This window comes from Flavobacterium sp. MDT1-60, assembly GCF_014844035.1.
Lineage (GTDB): Bacteria > Bacteroidota > Bacteroidia > Flavobacteriales > Flavobacteriaceae > Flavobacterium.
In genome coordinates this window covers 1,830,491-1,854,850 of record NZ_CP062159.1, presented here as the reverse complement: position 1 = coordinate 1,854,850, position 24,360 = coordinate 1,830,491, and the positions used below count along the sequence as shown (strand labels likewise).

At 29.6% G+C, this 24,360-nt stretch carries 22 protein-coding genes; 3 read left to right on the top strand and 19 right to left on the bottom strand.

What is annotated here, in order from left to right; all coding sequences use genetic code 11:
* Positions 1-4: 4 nt before the first annotated feature.
* Together IHE43_RS08010 and IHE43_RS08005 are read right to left on the bottom strand one after the other, a co-directional pair.
* Complete coding sequence (locus IHE43_RS08010; RefSeq protein WP_192187440.1) at positions 5-1,168, bottom strand: glycosyltransferase family 2 protein; 1,164 nt, start codon at positions 1,166-1,168, stop codon at positions 5-7.
* Positions 1,169-1,198: 30 nt separating this feature from the next.
* The gene (locus IHE43_RS08005; protein WP_225585441.1) at positions 1,199-2,377 is read right to left on the bottom strand and encodes a hypothetical protein; all 1,179 of its coding nucleotides are present in this window, start codon (positions 2,375-2,377) and stop codon (positions 1,199-1,201) included.
* A 149-nt stretch (positions 2,378-2,526) separates the two neighbouring features.
* Here IHE43_RS08005 and IHE43_RS08000 point away from each other — a divergent pair, with 149 nt between their 5' ends.
* The gene (locus IHE43_RS08000) at positions 2,527-3,099 is read left to right on the top strand and encodes a hypothetical protein (protein WP_192187439.1); all 573 of its coding nucleotides are present in this window, start codon (positions 2,527-2,529) and stop codon (positions 3,097-3,099) included.
* A gap of 75 nt (positions 3,100-3,174) precedes the next feature.
* Here IHE43_RS08000 and IHE43_RS07995 read toward each other — a convergent pair whose 3' ends face one another.
* Positions 3,175-4,365, bottom strand: coding sequence for a DUF5009 domain-containing protein (locus tag IHE43_RS07995; protein ID WP_192187438.1), 1,191 nt, complete (start codon positions 4,363-4,365; stop codon positions 3,175-3,177).
* A gap of 149 nt (positions 4,366-4,514) precedes the next feature.
* On the opposite strand from IHE43_RS07995, the gene IHE43_RS07990 reads away from it, so the two are divergent.
* Positions 4,515-5,258 (top strand): tyrosine-protein phosphatase, encoded by a 744-nt coding sequence (locus tag IHE43_RS07990; protein ID WP_192187437.1) that lies wholly within the window; start codon positions 4,515-4,517, stop codon positions 5,256-5,258.
* A 70-nt stretch (positions 5,259-5,328) separates the two neighbouring features.
* Here the strand turns inward: IHE43_RS07990 and IHE43_RS07985 are convergent, their stop codons facing one another.
* From IHE43_RS07985 to IHE43_RS07910, 16 genes are all read right to left on the bottom strand, one after another.
* Complete coding sequence (locus IHE43_RS07985; protein ID WP_192187436.1) at positions 5,329-7,725, bottom strand: tyrosine-protein kinase; 2,397 nt, start codon at positions 7,723-7,725, stop codon at positions 5,329-5,331.
* Positions 7,726-7,740: 15 nt separating this feature from the next.
* A complete protein-coding gene (locus IHE43_RS07980; RefSeq protein ID WP_192187435.1) occupies positions 7,741-8,529 on the bottom strand; it encodes a polysaccharide biosynthesis/export family protein in 789 nt (262 codons plus the stop codon).
* A 139-nt stretch (positions 8,530-8,668) separates the two neighbouring features.
* The gene (locus IHE43_RS07975; RefSeq protein WP_192187434.1) at positions 8,669-10,087 is read right to left on the bottom strand and encodes an undecaprenyl-phosphate glucose phosphotransferase; all 1,419 of its coding nucleotides are present in this window, start codon (positions 10,085-10,087) and stop codon (positions 8,669-8,671) included.
* Position 10,088: 1 nt separating this feature from the next.
* Positions 10,089-11,195: a DUF1972 domain-containing protein gene (locus IHE43_RS07970; RefSeq protein ID WP_192187433.1), complete on the bottom strand. Its 1,107-nt coding sequence runs from the start codon at positions 11,193-11,195 to the stop codon at positions 10,089-10,091.
* The gene (locus IHE43_RS07965) at positions 11,192-11,887 is read right to left on the bottom strand and encodes a DapH/DapD/GlmU-related protein (protein ID WP_192187432.1); all 696 of its coding nucleotides are present in this window, start codon (positions 11,885-11,887) and stop codon (positions 11,192-11,194) included. Before IHE43_RS07965 ends, IHE43_RS07970 begins: the two co-directional genes overlap by 4 nt.
* Before the next feature lie 2 nt (positions 11,888-11,889).
* Positions 11,890-12,996 carry a glycosyltransferase family 1 protein gene (locus IHE43_RS07960; RefSeq protein WP_192187431.1) on the bottom strand — a complete coding sequence of 369 codons (1,107 nt, stop codon included), beginning with the start codon at positions 12,994-12,996 and terminating at the stop codon, positions 11,890-11,892.
* 107 nt (positions 12,997-13,103) lie between these two features.
* On the bottom strand, positions 13,104-14,168 hold the full coding sequence (locus IHE43_RS07955; protein ID WP_192187430.1) for an acyltransferase: 1,065 nt from the start codon (positions 14,166-14,168) through the stop codon (positions 13,104-13,106).
* 10 nt (positions 14,169-14,178) lie between these two features.
* Positions 14,179-15,048 (bottom strand): glycosyltransferase family A protein, encoded by an 870-nt coding sequence (locus IHE43_RS07950; RefSeq protein ID WP_225585440.1) that lies wholly within the window; start codon positions 15,046-15,048, stop codon positions 14,179-14,181.
* Complete coding sequence (locus IHE43_RS07945) at positions 15,041-16,192, bottom strand: EpsG family protein (protein WP_192187428.1); 1,152 nt, start codon at positions 16,190-16,192, stop codon at positions 15,041-15,043. The genes IHE43_RS07950 and IHE43_RS07945 overlap by 8 nt, the downstream gene beginning before the upstream one ends.
* Before the next feature lie 5 nt (positions 16,193-16,197).
* Positions 16,198-17,067, bottom strand: coding sequence for a 6-hydroxymethylpterin diphosphokinase MptE-like protein (locus IHE43_RS07940; protein ID WP_192187427.1), 870 nt, complete (start codon positions 17,065-17,067; stop codon positions 16,198-16,200).
* Between the two features lie 6 nt (positions 17,068-17,073).
* Positions 17,074-18,507 (bottom strand): lipopolysaccharide biosynthesis protein, encoded by a 1,434-nt coding sequence (locus IHE43_RS07935; protein ID WP_192187426.1) that lies wholly within the window; start codon positions 18,505-18,507, stop codon positions 17,074-17,076.
* A gap of 51 nt (positions 18,508-18,558) precedes the next feature.
* Complete coding sequence (locus IHE43_RS07930) at positions 18,559-18,948, bottom strand: sialidase family protein (protein ID WP_192188182.1); 390 nt, start codon at positions 18,946-18,948, stop codon at positions 18,559-18,561.
* Complete coding sequence (locus tag IHE43_RS07925; RefSeq protein WP_192187425.1) at positions 18,909-19,814, bottom strand: sialidase family protein; 906 nt, start codon at positions 19,812-19,814, stop codon at positions 18,909-18,911. The genes IHE43_RS07930 and IHE43_RS07925 overlap by 40 nt, the downstream gene beginning before the upstream one ends.
* Positions 19,815-19,856: 42 nt before the next feature.
* Positions 19,857-20,480, bottom strand: a complete 624-nt coding sequence (locus tag IHE43_RS07920; RefSeq protein WP_192187424.1) for an HAD family hydrolase — start codon at positions 20,478-20,480, stop codon at positions 19,857-19,859.
* The gene (locus IHE43_RS07915) at positions 20,473-21,198 is read right to left on the bottom strand and encodes a 3-deoxy-manno-octulosonate cytidylyltransferase (RefSeq protein WP_192187423.1); all 726 of its coding nucleotides are present in this window, start codon (positions 21,196-21,198) and stop codon (positions 20,473-20,475) included. The genes IHE43_RS07920 and IHE43_RS07915 overlap by 8 nt, the downstream gene beginning before the upstream one ends.
* A 5-nt stretch (positions 21,199-21,203) precedes the next feature.
* A complete protein-coding gene (locus IHE43_RS07910; protein ID WP_192187422.1) occupies positions 21,204-22,739 on the bottom strand; it encodes an aldolase catalytic domain-containing protein in 1,536 nt (511 codons plus the stop codon).
* Between the two features lie 617 nt (positions 22,740-23,356).
* Between IHE43_RS07910 and IHE43_RS07905 the strand changes: the two genes are divergently transcribed.
* A complete protein-coding gene (locus tag IHE43_RS07905; RefSeq protein WP_192187421.1) occupies positions 23,357-24,322 on the top strand; it encodes a T9SS C-terminal target domain-containing protein in 966 nt (321 codons plus the stop codon).
* Positions 24,323-24,360: the final 38 nt, after the last annotated feature.

Genomic DNA, 24,360 nt, shown 5'->3' with positions numbered 1-24,360 from the left:
TTTTTTACTCAATTTTTATAATTTGACCTCTGTCATCTCGCGAATCACTTCCAATAATAAAACTTGCATTTTTGGGGAAAATCTTAAAAGTAATGTTCTTATCTTTAAGAGTTTCTATGATTTTGATACATTTTTTAAATGAAACATACTGATTATCTAAAATTATCTCAGCCTTAGCATCCTTTAAAATCAGGCACGAATTTACCATTTTTTCTTTTTTGAAATCCAAAAAGACCACTTTATTTTTTAAAATAGAAGGCAATTTTTCAGACAAAATTTTATTTGAAGAGTAAAAAATATACCTTTCAGGTAACGCTTTTGCCTTCGATTTCCCCTGAAACATTTTGATGAACGAGAAAACTATAATTCCTATCTTAATAAAAAATGTAAAAAACCATGATTTCCTAAAATGTTTCTTATAAAAGAAATTCATCGCTTCCTGAAAACGATTCATGTATTTTTCATCTTTTATAGTGCTTTCTCCTTTATAATGTAACACTGTGACTTCATGAAAGTAATAATTTGATTTTTGTTTTTGTAAAGCACGATAAGACAAATCGATATCATCAGCATACATAAAGCAATCTTCGTCAAAACCACCGAGTTCAAGATACAAATCCCGTTGTATAAACATAAAAGCACCCACAAGTATTTCTACTTTTCCGGTTTCATTTTCTTTTATATGCTGGGCGTAATATTGATTAAAAAGTTTCCATTTTGGAAAAACTTTATACAAACCAAAAACTTTTGTAAGAGCGACCCAGGGTGTTGGAATTCCACGTTTGCTTTCTGGTAGAAAATTCCCTGTTCCGTCAATTAATTTACAGCCGATAATTCCGAGATTTGCCTGTCGTTCGGCGAAAGCTAAAATTTTAATAAAAGTATCTTCTGCAACAACTGTATCGGGATTCAGAATACAAATGTATTTTCCTTTTGCTTGCGAAATCCCAATATTATTCCCTTTTGGAAATCCAAAATTTTCTCTGTTTTGAATCAATTTTACAGATGGAAAGCGTTCCTCCATCATCAAACAGCTGTCATCTGTTGAATTATTATCAATGACAATAATTTCAGCATCAAGCGTTGCAATTGCTTCCTGAACACTTAAAACACATTGTTCCAGAAAGTAACGCACATTATAATTAAGGATAATTACAGATAATTGCATGAAAAATTGGGCTGTTGATTTTTTGGAAAGTTAGAAATTTTCTGTTAATCCCAACCGTAAAGACCAATCGTTTTTACTGACTCCGTAATCTAAGGCCAGATTACTATTGTTTTTTTTGTTCCACTTAATTCGGATTCCGGTTCCGATAGCCGGATGCCATTTATCAAATTGATATGTTTCTAACTTTGAAACTGACGAAATATTACCAAAAAATACCGCTCCTAAAAAACCATTTCTGGTAATATCCGTTCTGTATTCAGTTTCTAAGTAAATCAATGCATTGCTTCGATATCTGTTTTTGGTAAAACCGCGGCCTGTTTTTCCGTCGCGATCCCAGCCTATACTTGGTAAATCAAGATAATGTGGTTTACCTCCAAAAGTAGACCAATAAAAAGCACGCGAAGCCCAAACCCGATGTTTCGTTTTACTGAAGGAATGGTATTTTCTGGCATCAAAATACAAGGATTTCCATTTATTTCCGTCGACTCCACTTGTGTTTATTCTTAAATCAACCTCAACGTACAACCCTTGTTCCGGATTAACGATATTCTTTCTGGAATCAAACAGACCCTGAAAAGCAAAACCAAAAGAAGTTTCATCTGAGAAATCGCCATTCATATATTTTACGTAATCTGTTTCTTCATCAATATAAGAGTCCTCAGAGATATTTTGATAATTATCATACAGAAAACCGATTCCTAATCTGTAATTACCTACTACTTTTCGGGTCACAAATTGATAAAAACGCCATTGTTGATAATCTAAAATAGACATTTCTTCTTTTGAATTATGATCACCTAATCCGTAAGTTAGCTGCGGATAAATGAGATAGCGATAATCTCCAATAAAATTCCATTTATTGTCTTTTGTATAAACATAAGATTGGATAGGGAAAACGTATTGATTACTAAAACTAAAATAAGGCGAAAAAGAAACCTGCGACATATTGGTTGTTTCATGATTTTCATCTAGATAAAAAGTCGTTAAAAAAGAAACCACCAATCCATTGGAATTATTGGCACCAACTGGAACAGGCAATAACGAAAAAGCTAATTTTCTTTGTTTACTTATTGAATCATCTTTTTTGAAAATCTTTCGAATGACGTCTAAAATATCTTTGCTTTCCACAGTAGTACTGTCATTTTGCGAATAACAAAATGGCGAGACAAAAAATACAAACCATATAAATTTGATTTTTAACCTACTCATTAAAAAGCTTTTAAGAATATATTCTTACAAATTTAAAATTTTATCAAGACAAATACCTGATTTTGAAAAGAATTAAAGAAAGAAATCAAAATCATTTAGAAAGGGTATATTTGAAAGGTAGAATTTTAATATAAAACCAGTTTGTGATTATGATTCGTTTGTATTTTTTACTATCAGCAATTGTCGTTTTCACTCTTAATTTTGACGGTAAAAGTGTTTCAGAAAAAGAGATAAATCTTGTCAAATCGAATACATGGTTTATTGCCGGACCTGTTAGAGAAAATCAGGAAACTATAAATGCTGTTCGTTTAAAAATGGGCATTATTAAAGTTAATGCAAAAGATAACCCTGTTGGAGAAATTGAATTGAATGTAGCCATTACGCCATCAGAATCGAATGATGGTATTCCGAAAAATTTATCAAATGATTCAAAATATGTAAGTATAACTTATAAATCATCGCATCTTATCAAAATTCAGGCTCGAGAAGGAAACGAAGCAGGAACAGGCTGCCTGCATGGAGGTTCGCATCCAAGAGCTGATTTACCAGCATCTCCTAAAAAATTTACTACCATTAAAATTCCATGGTCCCATTTTAAACAAGATGGATTACCTGACGGAAAACCATTGAATATTCATAATCTATGTAAATTTAATTTTGTGAATTACAATCCAGTTTCTGGAGCGTTTTTAGAAATAAAATCAGTTATCGTTCAAATTTAAAAAAGATTCAATTTTCAGGTTTCAAATTTGCTGAACTTGAAACCTGAAACATTAAACTTGAAACAATCAAAACTTCTACAGGTGTAATTGTATTTTATGTTTATTGCAGATTTTCATAACAAATAGCATAACCGTTGAAAAAATCAAACTCCAGATTATCCCTGGAATTCCTTCTCTGAAATATTCAGGTATAATTTCTATTTTAAAAGCTAAATTGAAATAATAAATTACGCCTGGTAAAATATAAATCAATAATGGATTTGCAGCTGCAGGCATAAAAAAATCACTCCACTTTGTTTGTTTTTTGATTTCCATTAACCAATACAAAAAGTAAAACAACACAGTACAAATTCCAGCAGAAAACATCGTCCACGAAGGAGTTCCTTTTATTTTTGAAATTCCAAAATAAGGACGAAGAAAATAACCTACAGCAAAAAAGAAAACAGCAAAACCAATTACAGACCAATTGATTTTAGGTGCTACATTTCGATCGAAAAATAATAACGAAATAATTGCGCCAGCGGTTACTACAGCTGCATGAGTTAAATGTCCGGCTATAAAACTAAACATAGAAGATTGCTGTATCATAGAACCCTCAATTGAATTCATAGAATTTGCTGTTATACAAATTAATAAAAAAGCAATCATTGCCCACAATTTTCCGGAAACCAGCCAATAATAAACTACTGTAAAAAGATATGCCCAACCAATTAAACCGAGAATTCCCCACCATTTAGGTGTCATTCCGATTTCTCCAGTATCCTGAACATATAAAAAATAAAGAGCTATTAAAACTAATATTCCGCCATATTGCAATGTGTTTTTTAACCAAAGCGGAAAATCTTTAGGATATTTATTCCAGATCGGAATTGGCATTGCATAAGCTAAAAGTCCCCAAAAAGCAGGTGCAATTAACATTTTTGAAGCATCGTAACCATACTCGGCATTTACCATAAAAACACCAATAATAATTAATGCCATTGCTCGTTTTAAAGTATGAGTCCAAATCGTTCTGGTAGTATCGCCTTTAAGCAATCTTGCATTAAACGCAAACGGAATAGACATTCCGACAATAAATAAGAAAGATGGAAAAACAACATCGACAAAAGTCATGGCATCTGCATCTGCCGGCATGTGCTTCATCCATTGTGGTACATTTTTGACGCTGGCAAGTTCATTCACAAAAATCATTACAAAAATGGTAATTCCTCGTAAAGCGTCAATTGAAATAATTCTTTTATTATACAAGTTCTCCTTAATTCTCATAAAATGTTACATTATAGATAGTAACAAATATAGAATAATAGACGAAATATGGGATTTGATTTAAATAATAAATCCATTGTAATAATTGTATCATAAAATCATTACAATTAACCATTAAAAATACTATCTAATTCTTTATTTTTGCATCCATGTTATCATTCTTAAAATCAAAACCGTACTTAAAAGATCTTCTTACTGGAAATTATGTTGATATTCATTCACATTTATTACCAGGTATTGATGATGGTGCCAAAACAATAGCAGATACTATTAAGCTTGCCAATTCTTTTCAGGAAATTGGTGTATCTCAATTTATCACAACGCCCCATATTAGCCACTACATTTGGAATAACTCCCCAGAAGGTATTATTGCCAAACATGAAGAAACAAAACTTTTATTAGAAGAAGAAAATATTAAAATTCCATTTCAGGCTGCCGCAGAATATTTCATGGATGATTGGTTTGAAACCCATTTTCAAAATGAAAAACTATTGACCTTAAAAGATAATTACGTCTTGGTTGAAATGTCGTATATGAATGCTCCTGTTCAATTGTATAAAATCCTTTTCGATTTGCAGGTTGCAGGATATATTCCAGTATTAGCACATCCGGAAAGATATTTATTTTATCATAAAAACTTTAATGAATATAATAAACTAAAAAAAGCCGGATGTATGTTTCAATTAAACTTATTGGCAGTCGTTGGCTATTACGGAAGCGAAATTACTAAAGTAGCTGAAGAGCTTCTAAAAAAAGGAATGTATGATTTTGTTGGTACTGATGTGCATCATAACAACCACATCGCATCATTTAATCAAAAAATAAAAATTGATAATAATAACGTTACTGCCTTAAACGAAATTATTGCAAATAATCAATTTTTCAAATTCTAATTTTTTTTAAAACTATAAAGCACAAAAAAAAGGGATCAATTAATTGATCCCTTTTTTTTGTGCTTTTACTTTATTTTCTAAGAAATAACTTTTTGTACCACGCTTTTTTCTCTTCTCTCACACCATAACCATAACCATAGCCATAACCTTTTGTCGAATCGGTATCATTAAGAACGATACACATATTTGGTAATTTCTTTTCTTTATAAAAAGTATTTGCAATTGAGAGCATACGCTTTTCTAATACATTTGCACGCATTACATAAACAAAGGTATCTGCATTTTTGGCTATTAATAAGGTATCAGTAACCAAACTTACAGGAGCTGTATCTACAATAATGTAGTCATACTCTTTTTTAAGTTCTTCAAAAAGCTGATCCACCCTTTTACTCATTAATAACTCAGCCGGATTTGGTGGAATTACACCTGATGGCAAAATAAAGAAATTCTCATATCCTTTATGTTTAATGATATAATCCTGAACATTTTTATCATTTGAAGATAAATAATTCGTTAACCCTAAACTAGGAACATCAATATATTCACCAAATTTTGGGTTTCTAATATCCGCACCAATTAATAATACACGTCTTCCTGATAAAGCAAAAGTAGCCGCAAGATTAACAGATATAAATGTTTTACCTTCTGATGGAAAAGTAGAAGTAACAAATACTGTCTTTGCAAGTCCTTCAGGGACTTTATTTAACATAAACTCCAGATTGGTTCTCACAATACGTATAGCCTCGGCAGAACTAGTTCTGCTTTCCGATTTTATTAACTCAGCAATATCATCAGAAGTTGGCACATCTCCAATAAATGGGATTTGTGTTTTACCTTCTAAATCTAGCTTACTCTTGATTTTTGTATCTAATAAATCATCCGCATAAATGATTCCGAAAGGAACTAGTAAACCAAGTAACATTCCTGCCAAATAAATTATTTTTTTTTTGGGACTAATTGGCGCTTTTTCAGCTTTAGCAGCATCTATCACACGTGCATTTGGTTCTGTTGCTGCTAATGAAATAGCAGTTTCTTCACGTTTTTGAAGCAAATACAAATATAGTTCTTCCTTTACTTTTTGCTGTCTAGCGATTACTCTAAATTGACGTTCCTGAACCGGAATCTTACCAATTTTGCTATTTAAAATTCCTTCCTGGCTTTTTATGTCACGATTTTGAATTTGCAAATTAGCCTGCATACGTCTTAAACTGGCAGCAACATTAGATTTTAAAGATGAAATCTGTTGATCTAGTTTCACTACTGAAGGATTCTCCACTGTAGCCGATTTCAAAATTCTATTTCGATCTAAAACTAACTGATTGTATGAACTAATTAATCCTGATGCATCGCCATTATCACTAGTAATTAGGTTAGATGGTAACAAATCGGAGTTAGTACTCTTTTTCATAAAATCCAACATCGAAGAAACAACACTCATTTGAATTTCAGTTTCTACTCCTTTTTTATCATACTCACTAGAACCTTCAATAAAAAGTTTTGCCTCAGATTCGATATCCGTTAATTTATTTGCTTTCTTGAAACTTTCTACATCCTGTTCTACACCATCCAATTCCTGAGCAATTAAAGCTAATCGGCTTGCAATAAATTTAGAAGTGTTTTCTGAAATATAATTTTTATCTTCAGCTGCATTTTCATTATAAATTTCAATCATAGTATCTAAAAAATTCTCTGCTTTTTTAGATACAGGATCAGAGATTGAAATATTAACGACACTACTAGTTTTGCTTACTGGTTCAACTTTTAATCCTTTTCTAAATCCCTCTGTTACAACATCTAATGGGTTTATTACAATCCTAACCGATTTGAAACGTCCTGTATGATTTTTTCCATAAAATGAAGTTTTGGTAATTACGAGAGTTCCAACTCTAGTCGCTACTTTTTCACCATATTTAAATTCATTTTTAGATGCTAAAATAAAATCATCTTTTGCATTTCCTTGATTTTCTTCTTCTAAACGGAAAGAATTCGAATTCAAAAGTTCACAATTTAAAACAAACTTAGCTTCATCAAATAAATTATTTTTATTGTAAAAATAAACATGAATTGGAGTTTCCGCATAAACATCTCTATCGACAACCTTTCCTTCAACAAATAAACCAATATTAAGATCCAATTCCTTAATTGTACTTTCAACTAATGTTCTCGATTTTAAAATTTCAATTTCATTATCAACATTACTTTTCATGCTTCCGCCCATGCCTAAATCGGCAAAAGCAGATAACTCAGACAACATTCCTCCTTTTTTCTCATCTTTTACTAAGATCGTAGTTGTGGCTTCGTAACTTGGAGTTGTATAGCGTAAATATAGAAATGCGAGAATTAAACCTATAGTTACGCTTACTAAAAACCAGCGCCATTGCACTAAATACTTCTCTAATTGCTCTCTAAGGTTAACGTCTTCGATTTCATCATCTATAACATCATTATAAAAATTTTGCTTTTGCATTTTCTTATTTCAATTTTATTTAAAGATTAGGACAGAAAGCGATACCAAAATAGAGATCGCTGATATAATTACAGAAGTATTTGGACCAACTGCAGACGAATTTATTCTTGTTTTATTAGGCTCAACATATACTACATCATTTTGAGCAAGATAATAAAAGGGTGAATTAATGAAATCTGATTTGGTAATATCCACTCGATTATAGGATTTAACCCCATTAATCTCTCTAATCACTAAAATGTTATCACGTTTACCATATATAGTTAAATCCTTTGCCATACTTAATGCTTCAACCAAAGTAACTCTTTCTGAAGCAATAGGATAGGTTCCTGGTAAATTTACTTCACCTTGCAACGAAATTTTAAAATTCATAATACGAAGATTGACAATTGGATTTTTTATATAAACACTTATTTTTGTTTGAAGCAACTGAAGTGCTTCAGTTCGTGTCAAACCTCCAATCTTTAATTTTCCCAGAATGGGAAACTCTATATTTCCGCTCTGATCTACTAAATACAATTGAACCGTTTGCTGACCTTGGGCAACATCTAGTCTGTTATTTGTTGAAGTGCTATAGGTTCTTAAATTAAAGGGAAGTGCTACTTCAGGATCATCAGCTGAAACTATAATCATCAGCAAATCATCTGGTTGAATTTTAATTTCGTATGAATTACTATTTTGCTGTGCAGTCATGCTATCAATATTTTGATAATACACCACATCTTGTTTTGATCCACAAGAAAAGAATAAAAATAAAAGCAATACAATTGAACTTATTTTTATAAAGGAAGTTTTAGATTTCATTCAGGGTATAATTTTAAGACGGCAAATATAAGAATTAACGGATTGAATTCTGCTAATTTTTTATTTCTGTTTTAAGTTTCACGTTGTAAGCTTTAACATCACAACAATTTATTTTATTTAAATTATGTTTTATAAACGATCAATATGCATTTTCTTCTCCGCCAACAACATTGATAACTGTTTTTATTATTATTTTTATATCCAGGAGCAAACTCCAATTTTCGATATACCAGATATCATATTCCACTCTGTTTTCCATATCAATTAATTCTTTCGTTTCTCCGCGATAACCATTTACCTGAGCCCATCCCGTAATACCTGGTTTAGCATACTGACGTACTAAATAATTATTGATAAGTTCACTATATTGTTTGGTATGATTTACCATATGAGGTCGCGGCCCCACAACGGACATATCACCAAAAAAAACATTAAAAAACTGTGGCAACTCATCGATACTTGTTTTACGCATAAAAGCTCCAAATTTTGTCACACGGCTATCTCCCTTTTTTGCCTGTTTTTTATCGGCGGCACCGTTAAGACGCATACTTCTAAATTTCCAACAGGTAAAGGAACGATTATCTCTTCCGGAACGCTCCTGTTTAAAAAGAATCGGGCCTGGAGATTCCAATTTTATTAGTAACATAATTATTGGAAATAACCATGGAAAAATCAATACAATAACCAGAGAAGAAAAAACAACATCAAAAGCCTTTTTTAATAATCGATTTACCGTAAACTCAAGAGGTTCCGGACGGAACATTAATACCGGTGTATTTTCGTAAAATGAAAGTTCCACCTTGTTTGATTTTGTATACAATTGAAAATCTGGAATAAACTTAACCCTTACCATATGATGTTCACAGATCTGAATTATTTTATTAATTACCTCAATATTGTCAATATGCAGTGCCACATACATCTCATCTACCTCTTCATTTATAATAAATTGTTCTATATCATCGAATCCACCGAGTAGGGGAGAAGAAATAAAAGCAAATGGATCTAACTTCTCATCAAAAAAGCCTAAAAATCGATAACCATATGTTAAATCTTTTGCTAACGTTTTTCGTATGCGTTCTCCCGCGTCATTTGCTCCAACAATAATAAAATTTCTAAAATTATATCCTTTAGTCCTTATGTATTTCAGAAGTTTCATCGATAAATAACGAGAAATCATCAATAACCCAAAAAAACAAAAATAAAAATAAACTAATCGAAGTCGAGAAATGTCCGAATATTTTAAGAACACAACAAAAATAGCTGTTATTGCTGCATGAATAAGTACTTTTTTTATAGTTCTGGCTACTATAGATTCAATTGGCTCTATCCTTATAATCCTATAGGAATCTCTATAAAGAAGCAAAGCAATCCAGACTAAATTACCAAGTAAAGAAATAGTTTGCACTTCTTTTAAAAATAGCTTATCCAAAGCCCCAAATCTTAAAAAAGCTGAAAAGATAATAGAGATATTAAGCAATATAATATCCCATATTACAAACAGCAGTTTAAAATAACGGGAGAAATGAAATCGAGATAATTCTTTTAAAATTTTCATATTAATTGATATTCATTTTAAAGATATCTTTAAAATGCTTCGAATATTGCTCTACAATAATTTCCCAATCGTATATGTTTTCTATTTTTCTTTTGTTTTCAATTAACATTGATTGGAAACTATCATCAGTACATTTTGCATGTAACAAATGATTTACGACATCATTTGCGTCTTTAAAATAAATCGCATCATTACCTAAAATGTATTGATTGAAGTCATTACCATTTGCACAGATTAAACTGTTTGATGCCATTGCTTCTAACAAAGAAGGATTAGTTCCTCCAACGGTATGACCGTGAAAATAGATATTAGAATAATAGCGTAAATTATTTAATACTTCAATATTATAAATTCCGCCTATAAACTGAATTTGGGAAGAGACAGAAAATTTATTTTTCAAATAATTACCATATGCCGTTTCGTGATTACCAACTACCAAAAAAGGACGAGAAAGATTTGCTTTGGCAACGCCATCCAAAATAATTTCTATACTGTTTTCAGGTTCTAATCTGGCAATCAACATGTCGAAATTATATGCTTCTAAATTATAATTAACAAGAACCTCTGCATTATTCTTTTCAAAAAGAGTTGCACCGTAAGCGATGTACGTAGAGTCTGCTTTATAAGTTTCCTGTAAATAATTTTGAATGCCGATAGAATCTGAAATTAAATGATCACTGTATTTTACCCCTAATGATTCCGCATATCTCAAAAACTTTTTTACTTTTTCAGAATACTTCGTTCTTTTCCATTCCAAGCCATCCATATTCGTAGTTACTACAGCTTTTTTAGGCATTAACCAACCCCAGATAGAACTACTGGTATATCCTAATTGCAATACAATATCGCAATTACGTTTCCTAACATCTAAAATACAATTCAAATCATAAATAAACTGACCTGCAGTTCCTAATTTATGTTCCGGATCATAACAATGTACTATTTGCACGCCATTCCACACCTTTTCCTGATAAGGATGGTTATGTGAATTATAAACAATAACTTCAAATCCTCTTTTTACTAATCCGAAAGCGAGATACTCGGCACATTGTTCAAAACCACCATAATGATTCGGAATTCCCCTTGTTCCTATTATTGCTATTTTCATGAACTTTCTCTAAATTTAATGAGCTTTGCCGGAACACCACCGATTACCGAAAATGCTTCAAATGATTTTGTCACTACAGAACCTGCTGCAACAACAGAACCATGGCCAAGATTTACTCCATCAAGAATAATTGAACCCGATCCAATCCAGCAATCATTTCCAATTTTTACACCTATTCTTGTTTCTCCTTGGTCTTTAATTATACTATCTGTTTTTTTGAAATTATGATTTTCACTAAATATCTTTACATCTGGTCCAATTATCACATCCTCTCCAATTTCAATTCCTCCTTGACCACCAAGATAAACTCGTGCATTCAAACCAACATTGCTTCCAATTTTAATACCTATTCCCATATTTCTAATAACTCCTGTACAAATTAGAATAGAATCTCTTTGTATTGTCACATTTGATCCCAACTCAATTCCTGACTTTGATAGTGCATTAATATACACGTTATCTTCAATGATTAGATTTTTGCCACAAGAGACCTTATTTAAGTGTTGCATTTTAACATTTTTACCTTTAAAAATAAGCCCATCGCTTTTTTTAAAAAAAGGTTTAACAAATAAACCACGAAAAACCTGAAATATTCTCTGTTTTAAAATCAGTGATAAGTCCATAATTGTAAGATTTTCATCTACAGAATAATTATCTGATTTTTTTAACTTCTTAATTATACTATTTATCATTTTCACTTAACATATCTTTTTTCTAAAATATCAATCAAATTTTGAGTTGTATTTGTCCACGAAAATGCCTTCGCACGTTCAACTGATAATTGCTTATATTTATTATAAAGGTCTGTATCAGACAATAATCTTGTAATCGCTTCTGCAATTTCATTTGGCTCACTAGCATTTACGTAAATAGCCGCATCACCACAAACTTCAGGCAGGGATGAAGAATTAGATACTACGACAGGAATTCCTGACGCCATAGCTTCAAGTGGAGGAAGCCCAAATGCTTCTTCAAATGATGGAAAACAAAAAATATAAGCATTAGAGTATATTATTGATAATTCTTCATTTGAAACAGATCCTGTTAATATTACCCTATCAGAAATTGAAGGATCATCTAATAATGAATTTAAATCATCCGTTTTCCATTCACGTTTACCAACAAGAATTAATTTAATTTGTTTATCTTCTAAACTTTGAAATGCCTTAAGCAAATTAGGAATATTTTTACGTGTATTTATCCTTCCGACATACAGTATATACTTTTCATTTAATTGTAATCTGGACTTTATTTCAGAGTTATCCTCATCATCACGCCCATCAATTACCTTAAAAAGAGAATCATAACCATGATGCAATACCTTAATATCTTTATTGGTAAACGCCAAATTCTGAAATCTATTTTTTTCAGAATTAGAAACAGTGATGACAAAATCAGAAAATTTAGTTAAAAACTTTAATGGTTTTAAATAAATTCTTTCTAAAAAAGTATAATATTGAGGGTGCGATATATAAATTAAATCATGAATGTAAGCAATCTTTTTATGCTTACCGAAAAGAGATACTGATGTTTGGTAAAGCACAATATCTAAGTCATATTTTTTTGCAACAAACGGAACAAAAAACACATTTGATAATAAATTATTTCCATTCCAAACATACACTTTTTTTACTTTCGTATTTTCAGAATCTAATTGCAAATTTTCACATTTCTTATCCAATATTATGTAGAAATTTAATTTACTATTTGCTTTACAAATTTCATTTACTAAATTACGAATAACCATTTTCCCACTTGCTGGCCCCTCAAAATACCATTTTGCATCAATTCCTATTTTCACATTCATATATTTTTATACTATTAATATTTTTTAATACCAGTAAAGAGCGACACTTCAACTTCAATATACATTTGCTTTAAAAAAATGTATCTAGTCTCATAAAATAATTAGCGATTTCCTGTTAGTAAAGAATACAACTTTGACAGATGTTTTTTTAAAAAAAAACCTATAATTAAAGAACTACTTATAGTTAAAATAGGTGCTACTACATAAATTACAAATGATACCATTTCATTCTGACCAAGGATTACATATAAAACTTTCTTGTAGATAGTAAGCATAGGCTCATGTGCTACATATATAAAAAAAGAATATTGAAATATGGGGGCAATTTTAACTTCTGACATTTCTCTTTTCTTAAAATAAACATCATAACCCGACCAAACTGCTATAATTCCAAAAAGAATACTTATTTTATTTAAAAAGTATAGAAAATAGTCAGATCTTAAAGCGGTATTATTTAGAATTGTTTTGAACAAAACTAACGATAGCCATATAAGAAAGTAAAAAAAAAATGATTTATTAATTTTTTCTTCAAGTTTTGTTGATTTAATACTTATAAAAGCTCCAATTATAAAAAAGAAAAAAGCTTCATTAGAGAAAAGAAAATAATCAATACGAGCTAACCATAAAATTGAAAGTAATAGAAGAATAAAATAGTTTGATAATTTTACCAACCGATATATGAGTGGAGAAAAAAGAATTAAAATAATTAAATCTCTTATAAACCATAATTGATATGGAATAGGTTTTAAAAAAAGCACATTTAATAATTCTATGATAGAATAATTAGAAATAAGTTGTTTTGTAAAAAAAGGTTTTGAAATAGGAACTGATTGTAAAGTAAAGTAAAACAAAATGCCAAACATCGACCATAATAAATATGGAACCAAAAGTGTCGAAATTCTTTTTTTATACTTTAATAAAAATTCATTCCAATATCCATCTACATTTAAAAAAAATAAATATCCAGATATGACAAAAAAAAAGGGAACGGCAATATTTGTTACTCCCTTAGAAACAAATTCTTGAATAAAGGAATTATACCCCTTATTAATAGTCCTAGAATTTTCACCTATATTTATTAGTAAATTATAAGAATGAAGATATACAACCAAAATCATAGAAAAAAAAGAAACAATTTTAATTTTATCACTTAAACATTTATTCATTGTTAGAGTATTATAATTTAATTAGATATCCCTCAGAATATTTTTTAATAATCTTTAAATAGTTTTTTTTCTTTTCCTCCCTTATTAATCTAATAAACAAATTAAATAACATCTCTGCAGAATAACACTTTAATATCTTTAATAAGACCCTACATCCAGAACCTGCTTCATCTATAATTCTTTCTGATTTACCAAGTTCTTTCGAATAATTTAGAACATAATTTTCGTTCAATTTTTCATTTATTTTATGCAGTATGTTTTGATTTGGATGATAGTACATTTTATATCCCATCGCAGTTGCTCTATTTTGGTAATCAATTTCTTCTCCTCCTGCAAGTATCTTCCCATTTCGCCCTAACTCAACATTATAAAGACCAATTTCCAAGGCTATTTCACTTCTTATCGCAAAATTACCCCCCATAAGATATTTAACAAACTTAGGATGATCACCTAAGTCATAAACACTTACCAAAAAATAATACTTTTCAGGAAGCCACTTTGGTATATCTACCTTATATGGTATTACTTTACCACCTGATATTAAAATAGATTCATCAGAAAATATTTGATCACAAACTTCAAAATAATCTTCAACTAATTCAATATCGTCATCTAAATATACTAAAATTTCACCTTTTGCCTCCTTTAGTCCTCTATTTCTTGCATGTGACAATCCCTGTTGTAACTCTAGAAAATATTTAATTTTTTTATTATGACCATATTTTTGCTTAAGAGTTGGAGTACAGTCTGTAGAATTATTATCTATTATGAGTAACTCAAAGTAATCTTTATCTTTGAGAACATTTATTATCGAAATAACTGTCTCTTCCAATAATTGAAATCTATTATAAGAACAAATAATAATGCTATATTTAATCATGATTGAAAATAAATTGAAATGGTGCTATATCACCTGCATTATTATAAATAGCCTTATAATAAAATAACAGCATTACAAAACATGTTAATATAGCAATTGCTTTAATAATTTTATTTTTTTGGATTTTTGAACTATTAAAAATGTAAAACATTAAAAATGATAAAATTATAATTCTGAAACTAATAAAATAATCAGCAATTCGAGATAAAATAAAATTTTCTGCAAAAATTCTAGATAACATTAATCCAATAAAATATAGATTGTAGAACTTTACAAAGTAAAGTTCTTGAAAAGCTGTTTTTAATTTCTCATAAAATAAGATAATAAACAGGTCAACAAAAAAGAATAAAAAAATAGCCAAACCTTCACCTCTCTTGTTTTCATCCGTAATTTCTTTCATATAGTCTAAATTTTCTATATAATAATTATAGCCGAGAAGATTTATAAATGGAGTTGCAAAATCGAGAAGAATTGTAAAAAAAGCAGGCAGAACAAAAACAGATAAAAAAAGTAAAACAAGCTGACTTTTAACACTCTTAAACCATTCGACCCTCAAAAAAGGAAGCAAAATAAAAGGAACTATAACAGTTTTATGAATAGAAAATGCTAAAATTGCTATAAAAAGAGTGTGATAATACTTTTTGTCATAGAAAAGCTGAAGACAATATGCAAATATTAAAAATGCAAGAGTTTGTCTCATAGCGTTCATACTAATAAAAAAAAGCAAACTAGTAAAAAAGAAATAAAAATACCATGCTCGAAGAAAAGGAATTCTTTTAAGAAACAAGAGAAGAAATAGAATTTGTAAAAATGCTAAAACAATAAACAATGCATAACTTTCAAAATCAAAATGTACCAGAAATTCGTTAAGCCAGATAAAACCAAAATCATTATCAACAGGGAAACGACCAGTATGTCTAAGTTCTTTAAACCATTCTGTATAACCATAATAATCTCTTCCAACATTATATCTTAATCCAATAATCAGCGAATATATGAGCATTAAAACATATAAACTTGGTCTCGCAAAATCAATTTCTAAAGATTTGTTTACAAAATTCTTTTTTAGAACTATTTTTTGTGATAAGAATAAACACAATAGTAAAAAAAATGTGTAAAATATATAAGTATTAATATCGTCCACCTTATTTATTTAAAAATTTCATTAAAGTCTTTTCGCTTAAAAACCTCCAAATGCCCTCCATAAGTTGCATTAAATACTTGTCTGTTATTTTTTAGAAAAAACTCATTAGCTACTGAAAAACCTTTTTCCATTCTTTCTACATTTGGATCATGCCATCTTTCCCCTTTTGTGTAATAGTTTGGCACAAAGTGATTTTCATCATTCTCTTTAGTGACTATGATTCCAGCTTCATGCTTATCCACTTTAGCATAATTATGATCAAAACCGATCATATAAACTTCTTCAAAACCCATATAATAAGCCAATTGCAAACACATAAAGGTTACACTACCACCTACTCCTATTCTTCTTAAACAATTGTTCGAAAAATTAGGGTTAAAAATTTTATCTGAGTAATTTAAATATCCATTAAAATTTACTGTGTTGTCATCTTTCGTAAGACAATAATCCAAATAAGTTGGAACAAATTTTGCCTCAACTTTCAAAGCATTTATTTCAGAACGGCGATCTTCTGCAATTAAATAATCTTCTATAACATAATAAGTAGGGAGAAATCCCATTTTTTCTTTATTTAAATAAATCCCATTAACACCAAATGTTATTTCATTTTTAACCAATATCAAATCAAGTTTATTTAAAGAAGGGCCATTGCCTATAATAAAGCACCTTTCACCTTTGTGTTTGTCTTTAAAAGATTGTATTTTTTTTTCATTTTCAGTAAAAACAAAACCTAATCCTGCAAGCCTAAACCGAATTGTATACCAAATATGATCTAAGTAATTGCGATTTTTTCTAACATCTAATATCGATTTATTGTCTATAAAAATGTTAACAATAAAAAAGAAAATTGGTTTTAGTTGTTTTTTTATTGACATATTATTCTATTTAAACTCATTATTATTTTTTAATTTTAATTTAATCATCTGTAATCCTAGAACTACATCCTTTTTCATCAATAAACCAAGTAAAATAAAACCGGTAAACATCGTAATAATTATTATAAAATTATTTTGAATAAAGCTTGAAACCAAAACGACTGCAAGACAAATTACCAGCATCAATAAATAAAGATGAATCTTTTCAATTTTTACAATTTTCCATGAATATATAATTCTTGAAAGCGCCATAATTAAATGAGAAAATACAATTGCAGTAACTGCTCCATATAAACCCCAAATTGGAATTAATATTAAATTAAATACAACAGCTATTACTGCTCCCCAAACACTAGAATAAAAATAATATCTACTTTCCCTTGTGGCAGAGAAATTACACCCAACAAAGCCTGAAATTGATGAAAATAACACAGATAATGAAAGTATAGGTATGTATTTCCACGATTCGATAAATTTGGCATCGGCAACTAAACCAGTCAATGTCTTACTTAATACACTTATCATCATAACACACAAAAGTAAAAAGGCAAAAACCAACTTAAAAATGTGATTATAAAATTCTTTATAATTTTCTTTTTTATACTCTTCAATTACTGAAATTTGCCAGGAAACCATGAAAACCGAAAAAAGAACATTTATCAGAGAAGGGAATTTATTAGAAACTGCAAATAGACCAATTGCATGCATCCCTAAATATTCTTCCATTAGAGGCCTATTTAAAGAACCTACTAACCACCACATAATTGCATTTGGAATCAATGGAATGGAATATTTTGCCATTTCTCCATATTTTTCAAAGTTTAATTCTTTCAGAGAAAAATACTGATAAGATTTTGAGTGAACTAAAGTATAAGCCGCTGAAATCAAAAAAGAAAGTATTTGTGCTATAAAAAACCCATCAAGCTTATATTCAGGAATAAGTATAAGAGATAGAATTGTCGTTAGTAGTGTCAATACAACTCCTGAAATTGCATAGACTTTGATACTGTTTATACTGCGAGAAAACTGCTGTAAAAAGGTCTGAAAAAATAAGGATACTACCAGTAAATAAATATAACCCATATTATCCGTGATGCTTTTAAGAAGATTTCCTTTAAGTAAAAGCCCTCTTACCCCATATAATACAAATCCTGTTATGATAAGCAATAATCCCGAATAAACTAATCCTGAAGTAAAAAATCTTTTTTGTACTTTAAAGTCCTGGTCTTTAGGAAAAATAAAAATTGATTCTGAAATACTAAGTGTTACAATTCCAATTAAAAGACTAACGTAAATTAAAGCATTATCCGAGGTACCGTAATCTTCAACACTTAACCATTTTGTATAAAAGGGTAGCATTAAAAAAGCAATCATCTTACTTCCAATATTACCAATAAAAACCAGAGCTGTATTCTTACCTAACTGTTTATATTTACTCATGTTTTTAATGCTGCTTCTTTTTCTTCAAAATTAAAGGTATGTAATGAAATATTATTGAAGTGAACTTATTTTTGTTCTAAAAACTTCAGTTTTACTATTCACAATAATATCACTTTCTTTTATTGTTACAAAGTTAATGGTTCCTGCAGTTGCTCTTGCATAATCGTATACGATATTTAATATCCCTGGATCACTTTCGATCATATCTGGGTAAGAAACATCATTATCTGTATCAATAACCATTTTATATGGCCAAGTGGCCCCATCATCATTTGAAAGGAAAATTGTCATATTAGTTCTAGTGGAAGCATTATTAAAAATAAGAATCAAGCGACCAGATTTTAATTTTGCCAAATGGAATCGTGAAGAATTGGTTTCACCAAGATCAGTGAATTTTTTTCCTACATCCCAAGTTTTTCCATCTTTGCTTTTGAATAATATATACCATCAATTGCTCTCGTCATTCCTAAATAGGTTGAGTCTTTTAATTCTACAAACATATGTTCATATATCATATGTTGTTTTGTCACATTCATTGTAATTCCCCCAACTTTATTAAAATTGACCAAATTATCTGTACCATAATCGCCTTTATACATAAAAGGCTGCTGCAAAATAGGATTACCTGCATACCAAACAGCTATAGGGAAAATCATCTGATCAGTAATTGTAGAAGTAAAAGGTTTGTTTATCATGATACCAGAAGCCATTTTTCTTGGGGAACTATATTCTATAGTGCCTGTTTCTGACAATTTTAACTTAGAATACCAAGCATCAGCCCATTGTTTATTTACAACCTTTTTTCTTTCTATGTGCTTTGCCCAAGCTATATATAAATTACCAAATTTATCATTAAACAAACTAGGGTCCATCACTCTTGTTGAATCTTCCGGATTAACATAAATAACTAATTTATCATGTTTCCAAGTTTTACCTTTGTCCTTACTTAAAGAAACTGTTATATAATTATCATTGCCTTCCCATTTTCCTCCACTTATCCATGTAGCATATAAAGTTCCCCATCGATCCTTACCAATAGATGGTATACCCTGCCAGGTTCTTTTGGTTTGATTATACTTTGGATTAGAGTTTTGATCTTGAAGAATCCCTCCTTCAATATTTAGGTCGGAATTCGAGACATTATCTTGGGGCAGCAATGTAAAATCCTGTCCAAAATAATTGGTTGGTTTACTAGTCAAGTCAAGATCAATTGGTGTCTTCTCTGTAAAAGCATCTTTATCAGAACTACAAAATGTAAAAACAAAAACAAATAGAATAGATAAAATTGGAAAGTATTTCTTTTTCATGTGTAATTATTTTTAGTTAATTATCAATTAGTTATAAGGCGATTAAATATTTGAAAAAGTCTGAATGTATCTTTTAGACTTAGCTAGCAACAACTCATTATTATATCCATAAAAAACAATATCATTAACTGTGGCTGCTTCTAAATCATTAAATGAATCGCCTATTAAGCATGTTTGCTCATTTTTATATTTATTCTCAATTAACAAATTCATTACTAGTTGATTCTTAGGAGTTGGAGAACCGTTAATAGAAATAAAGTATTTAGATAAACCTAAGGTTTCACAAATATATCTCAATTCAACTCCATCTGAACCGGACACAATATGCATATTATATTTTAAATAATTCTCTTTAATAAAGTTTAATGAATCTTGAATCAATAAACTGGAATCTAAAAGATTTTCAAGCATTACGACTGAAAATTCTTCCGCCAATAATTTGATGTCCGAATCGTTAACTGATTCTTTCCTTATCTCTTCAAAAAAATATCTAAATTTATTATATCTGGAGAGTCCGCCATTACTTCTATGATATTCCATTAAAAGTGATACTTGATCCTTCGGATAATTTTTCAAAACAATTTCAAAACCTTTATCGCGTACAGGCATGGAATCCATTATTACTCCATCAAAATCCCAAAGAATAATTTTATAATTATTAAACATTATTTAATCTTTTAAGAACTTTATCAACATCTTCAGGATTGTCTATTGGAATAGATTCTTTAGACATTTTTACCATTTTCACTTCATAACCCATTTCTAAAAAACGTAAAATTTCAATATCTTCTTCCAATTCCATTGGTGTTTTTTCTGTTGTCTTACTAAATACATCCAATGCCTCTTTTGGAAATGCATAAATGCATACTTGTCGAAAGCCTTTCTGGAAAATATTATTTTTATTACCCGGTATTGGTGCTCTTGACATATAAAGTAATCTATTGTCCTGCCTCATAACTACTTTTGGAACTGAGACGCTCAAATAATCATCTGCATTATCAATTTCGCAAAAGCCATTTAAAATTTCACCATTTGATTTAGATAATAATTCTACAATTTTAGTTATATCATTTGGATTTATTACTGGCTCATCACCTTGAACATTAATATAATAATCTGCATTTATTTTCTTGGCAGCTTCAGCAACACGATCTGTACCAGTTAAACAATTATCAGATGTCATAATACATTGCATTCCATTTTCAAGACAATGTTCTAGGATTTTTTCATTTTCAGTAGCTATAAAAATTAAATTAGGATCAAAAGCTTTACTACATTGTTCCCAAACTCTTTGAATCATCGTTTTACCATTTAAAACAATAAGTGGTTTACCTGGAAATCTAGACGATTTATATCTCGCTGGTATGATAAGTACAGTTTTCATGAGAACTAAATTTTTGAATAGATTGAATCTATTGTTAGGTTTTTATATCTTGTTGGTGTTAATGATATTAAATCAATTCCGTTTTCTTGTGAATGAGCAAATAAAGCTTCATTCTCTAAGAAAAGTTCTTGCTCCTTATTCCCAACGTTTGCATTTGAGTAACCATCATATCCAACTATAAAACACTCCTTCACATTTAGGTTAATTGCAATTTGTAAAGCAATTGCAGTATGCGAATCATTTAATAAATTTGTAAAATTTACCTCAGATAATTCTGTCGTCTCACTAATCAATTTTTCAGGTACAAACGTTCCCATTTTTCTGGGTGATGGAGGTAAAACGCAAATACCTTTAAATTCCTCAATCTTTTTAAAAACCGAAGTTAATCTATTTCCTTCATTACCTACTAAACAATAAAAATTTTGACAATTAACATTTTTATATGCTATAGAGTTTTTTGAACTTGCATGTATAACCACAATATCATTACCAAATTTATTAATAAACTCAATTATTGCATCTGATTTCTGAACAGCTGTAGGCCCTCCTCCTATTATCAATGCATACTTGTATTGTTTATGTTTATTAGTGTTAAAAAAAGGAAACTTGTTTACTTCTTTATTTTTTTGCTGATGCAGTGCTCTTACAATACTATTTATGGAATAATATCTTTTAGAAACCCATTCCATAACATCCTTTTGAGGAAGTGAATTTGCTCCTGATACCATATAAGGTAAATTTGTACCCCATTCATATTCTTTTTGTAATTGAAAAAAAGCATCTGTAACTGCAGACAAAGCATTGAAATCAACTTCTATATTATTTCTCTGATTTAAGGCTGTCAACAAAAGTTCTGTTTTTAAATTTCCGGCACCTCTTCCCATTCCTGTAATAGTTGCATCAACCATATCTGCACCACATTCAATTGCAGTCAAAGTATTTACAAGGGCAAGTTCTAAATTATTATGACCATGAAAACCAATCTTAGTTTTCATTTGAGAACGAACCAGAGAAAAAATTTCTTTTACATCCTCAGGATAAACACCTCCATATGAATCTACCATATAAAAATAATCTGCTACTCCATCTACATGTTTTAAATTAGATAAAAATTCAGGTAGACTTTTCCATTTTGACATGTACATAACATTGAATCCAACTTCGAATCCCATTGATTTAACTTTTTTAGCCAAATCAATTGCCCTCAACAATTGTTCAGGATCAATGGCAATTCTAACCATCGTTATTACACCTAAACATGGCTTTAATAGCTCTTCTACGGTCTCTAGTTTTATATTTTTTTCATCTAATATGATTACTAATTTCTTATTTGATAAAAGAGATAACTTTTTTAAAACAAAATCAGGGCAGTAAAAATACTCGCCATAATACCCATTTAATTTTGGGCTTCTATAACCTACCTCTAAATACTCTACAGGTAAATCATTCATTGCTGTTAAATAAGTATCAACTAAATTTTTATCAAAATCCCAATTTGTATAATACCCTCCATCTCGTAATGTACAGTCTAATATTTTCATATGTATATTTTACTTTTAAATTCAACAGTTGATTAAAAACACTTTTCAACTTCTTATTGATTAGCTGTTAGCTATTCTCTTAAACAATTTATATAAAAACTTTAAATCTTATTTTTCTATTTAATATAAGCTTTTTTGTTAACTCAACAACAAAAATAATTCTATTAATAGCACTTCAACTAATAGTACCGTAAATTTAATATTTAACAACAAAACACAGCTTCGCTCTTCCAACTCCCATTTATTAGAAATCAGAAAAATTCATATTGGCTGCAAATATATCGACAATTTTTAGACTTTTAAGACAAAAAAATGCACTAATTGTTTCAAAATTAACAACATACAGTATAAAACTCAATATCAAACAGATACGTTTTTTCTTTGAAAGAATTCATTTATATTTTTGCAAAAATAATGCTTAGGAATATGTAGAAAAACACATAAACCCAGAAATACCTTATTATAATACTTTAAAAACTTATGACTTTATTAAGCAGAAATAACCTGAGGAATTATAAAACATTTTAAAAACTTAACGTATCTTTAATCTCTTAATTGTTTAACAACAACAAAAATATTTTAAACAATTAAGATTCAGCAGCATCTATAAAATAATTATGAAACAAGTATTGTTTTTTTTCTTTATCACCTTCTGCCAAACTAACGCACAAACTTATAATTGTACAGATCCAATGGCGAAAAACTACAATTCGAAAGCAACTATAAATGATGGAAGCTGTTTCTACGACGTTAAGAAAGTTAAGCCAAAATATTCAAAAAGATTAAGCGATTCTATCAAAGAAACCTCAGGACTGCTATCATTTGATAATTTACTATGGACACACAATGACGATCATGATAGAACGATTTACGGATTAGATACTTTAGGGAAAATTCAGAAAAAAATTATTCTCGATAAAGTAATAAATCGTGACTGGGAAGAAATTACACAAGACAGTTCTTACCTATATATTGGAGATTTCGGAAATAATTTTGCTGGCAACCGAACCGACTTACAAATTTTAAAAATCGAGAAAAAATCATTCTTAGAAGGAAATCCTATTATTGAAACTATTTCTTTTACCTATGCTGATCAAATTGATTTTTCTCCCCAAAAACCAAACAGTACCGATTTTGATTGTGAAGCTTTTATCGTTTCAAAAGACAGTATTTATCTGTTTACCAAACAATGGAAATCATCTCAAACCAATATTTATGCTTTACCAAATCAAAGCGGGAATCATATTGCTAAGTTTAAGGAATCACTTGATACAAAAGGCCTGGTTACTGGTGCGACTTATTTAGAAGAAAAAAAACTTATTGTACTCTGCGGATATTCTAAACACGGAAAACCTTTTTTATATTTATTGTATGATTTTAAAGATCATGATTTCCTGTCCGGAAATAAACGAAGAATTGATCTTCAGCTTTCTTTTCATCAAATAGAAGGCATTGCTACGAATGATGGTTTGCATTATTATCTCACAAATGAAGCTTTGGTTCGAAAACCTGTTTTGAATGTTCATCAGCAAATTCATTATTTTGATTTAAGTCCGATTCTGAATTCCTATCTCCATAAATAATTCGCAAATCGTAATATAATAGTTTACTTTTGCAAAAA

Coding starts and splice junctions, on each gene's coding strand:
- IHE43_RS08010 (WP_192187440.1), bottom strand. CDS start 1,168: ATGCAATTATCTGTAATTATCCTTAATTATAATGTGCGTTACTTTCTG.
- IHE43_RS08005 (WP_225585441.1), bottom strand. CDS start 2,377: ATGAGTAGGTTAAAAATCAAATTTATATGGTTTGTATTTTTTGTCTCG.
- IHE43_RS08000 (WP_192187439.1), top strand. CDS start 2,527: ATGATTCGTTTGTATTTTTTACTATCAGCAATTGTCGTTTTCACTCTT.
- IHE43_RS07995 (WP_192187438.1), bottom strand. CDS start 4,365: ATGAGAATTAAGGAGAACTTGTATAATAAAAGAATTATTTCAATTGAC.
- IHE43_RS07990 (WP_192187437.1), top strand. CDS start 4,515: ATGTTATCATTCTTAAAATCAAAACCGTACTTAAAAGATCTTCTTACT.
- IHE43_RS07985 (WP_192187436.1), bottom strand. CDS start 7,725: ATGCAAAAGCAAAATTTTTATAATGATGTTATAGATGATGAAATCGAA.
- IHE43_RS07980 (WP_192187435.1), bottom strand. CDS start 8,529: ATGAAATCTAAAACTTCCTTTATAAAAATAAGTTCAATTGTATTGCTT.
- IHE43_RS07975 (WP_192187434.1), bottom strand. CDS start 10,087: ATGAAAATTTTAAAAGAATTATCTCGATTTCATTTCTCCCGTTATTTT.
- IHE43_RS07970 (WP_192187433.1), bottom strand. CDS start 11,195: ATGAAAATAGCAATAATAGGAACAAGGGGAATTCCGAATCATTATGGT.
- IHE43_RS07965 (WP_192187432.1), bottom strand. CDS start 11,887: ATGATAAATAGTATAATTAAGAAGTTAAAAAAATCAGATAATTATTCT.
- IHE43_RS07955 (WP_192187430.1), bottom strand. CDS start 14,168: ATGAATAAATGTTTAAGTGATAAAATTAAAATTGTTTCTTTTTTTTCT.
- IHE43_RS07950 (WP_225585440.1), bottom strand. CDS start 15,048: ATGATTAAATATAGCATTATTATTTGTTCTTATAATAGATTTCAATTA.
- IHE43_RS07940 (WP_192187427.1), bottom strand. CDS start 17,067: ATGTCAATAAAAAAACAACTAAAACCAATTTTCTTTTTTATTGTTAAC.
- IHE43_RS07935 (WP_192187426.1), bottom strand. CDS start 18,507: ATGAGTAAATATAAACAGTTAGGTAAGAATACAGCTCTGGTTTTTATT.
- IHE43_RS07925 (WP_192187425.1), bottom strand. CDS start 19,814: ATGAAAAAGAAATACTTTCCAATTTTATCTATTCTATTTGTTTTTGTT.
- IHE43_RS07920 (WP_192187424.1), bottom strand. CDS start 20,480: ATGTTTAATAATTATAAAATTATTCTTTGGGATTTTGATGGAGTAATA.
- IHE43_RS07915 (WP_192187423.1), bottom strand. CDS start 21,198: ATGAAAACTGTACTTATCATACCAGCGAGATATAAATCGTCTAGATTT.
- IHE43_RS07910 (WP_192187422.1), bottom strand. CDS start 22,739: ATGAAAATATTAGACTGTACATTACGAGATGGAGGGTATTATACAAAT.
- IHE43_RS07905 (WP_192187421.1), top strand. CDS start 23,357: ATGAAACAAGTATTGTTTTTTTTCTTTATCACCTTCTGCCAAACTAAC.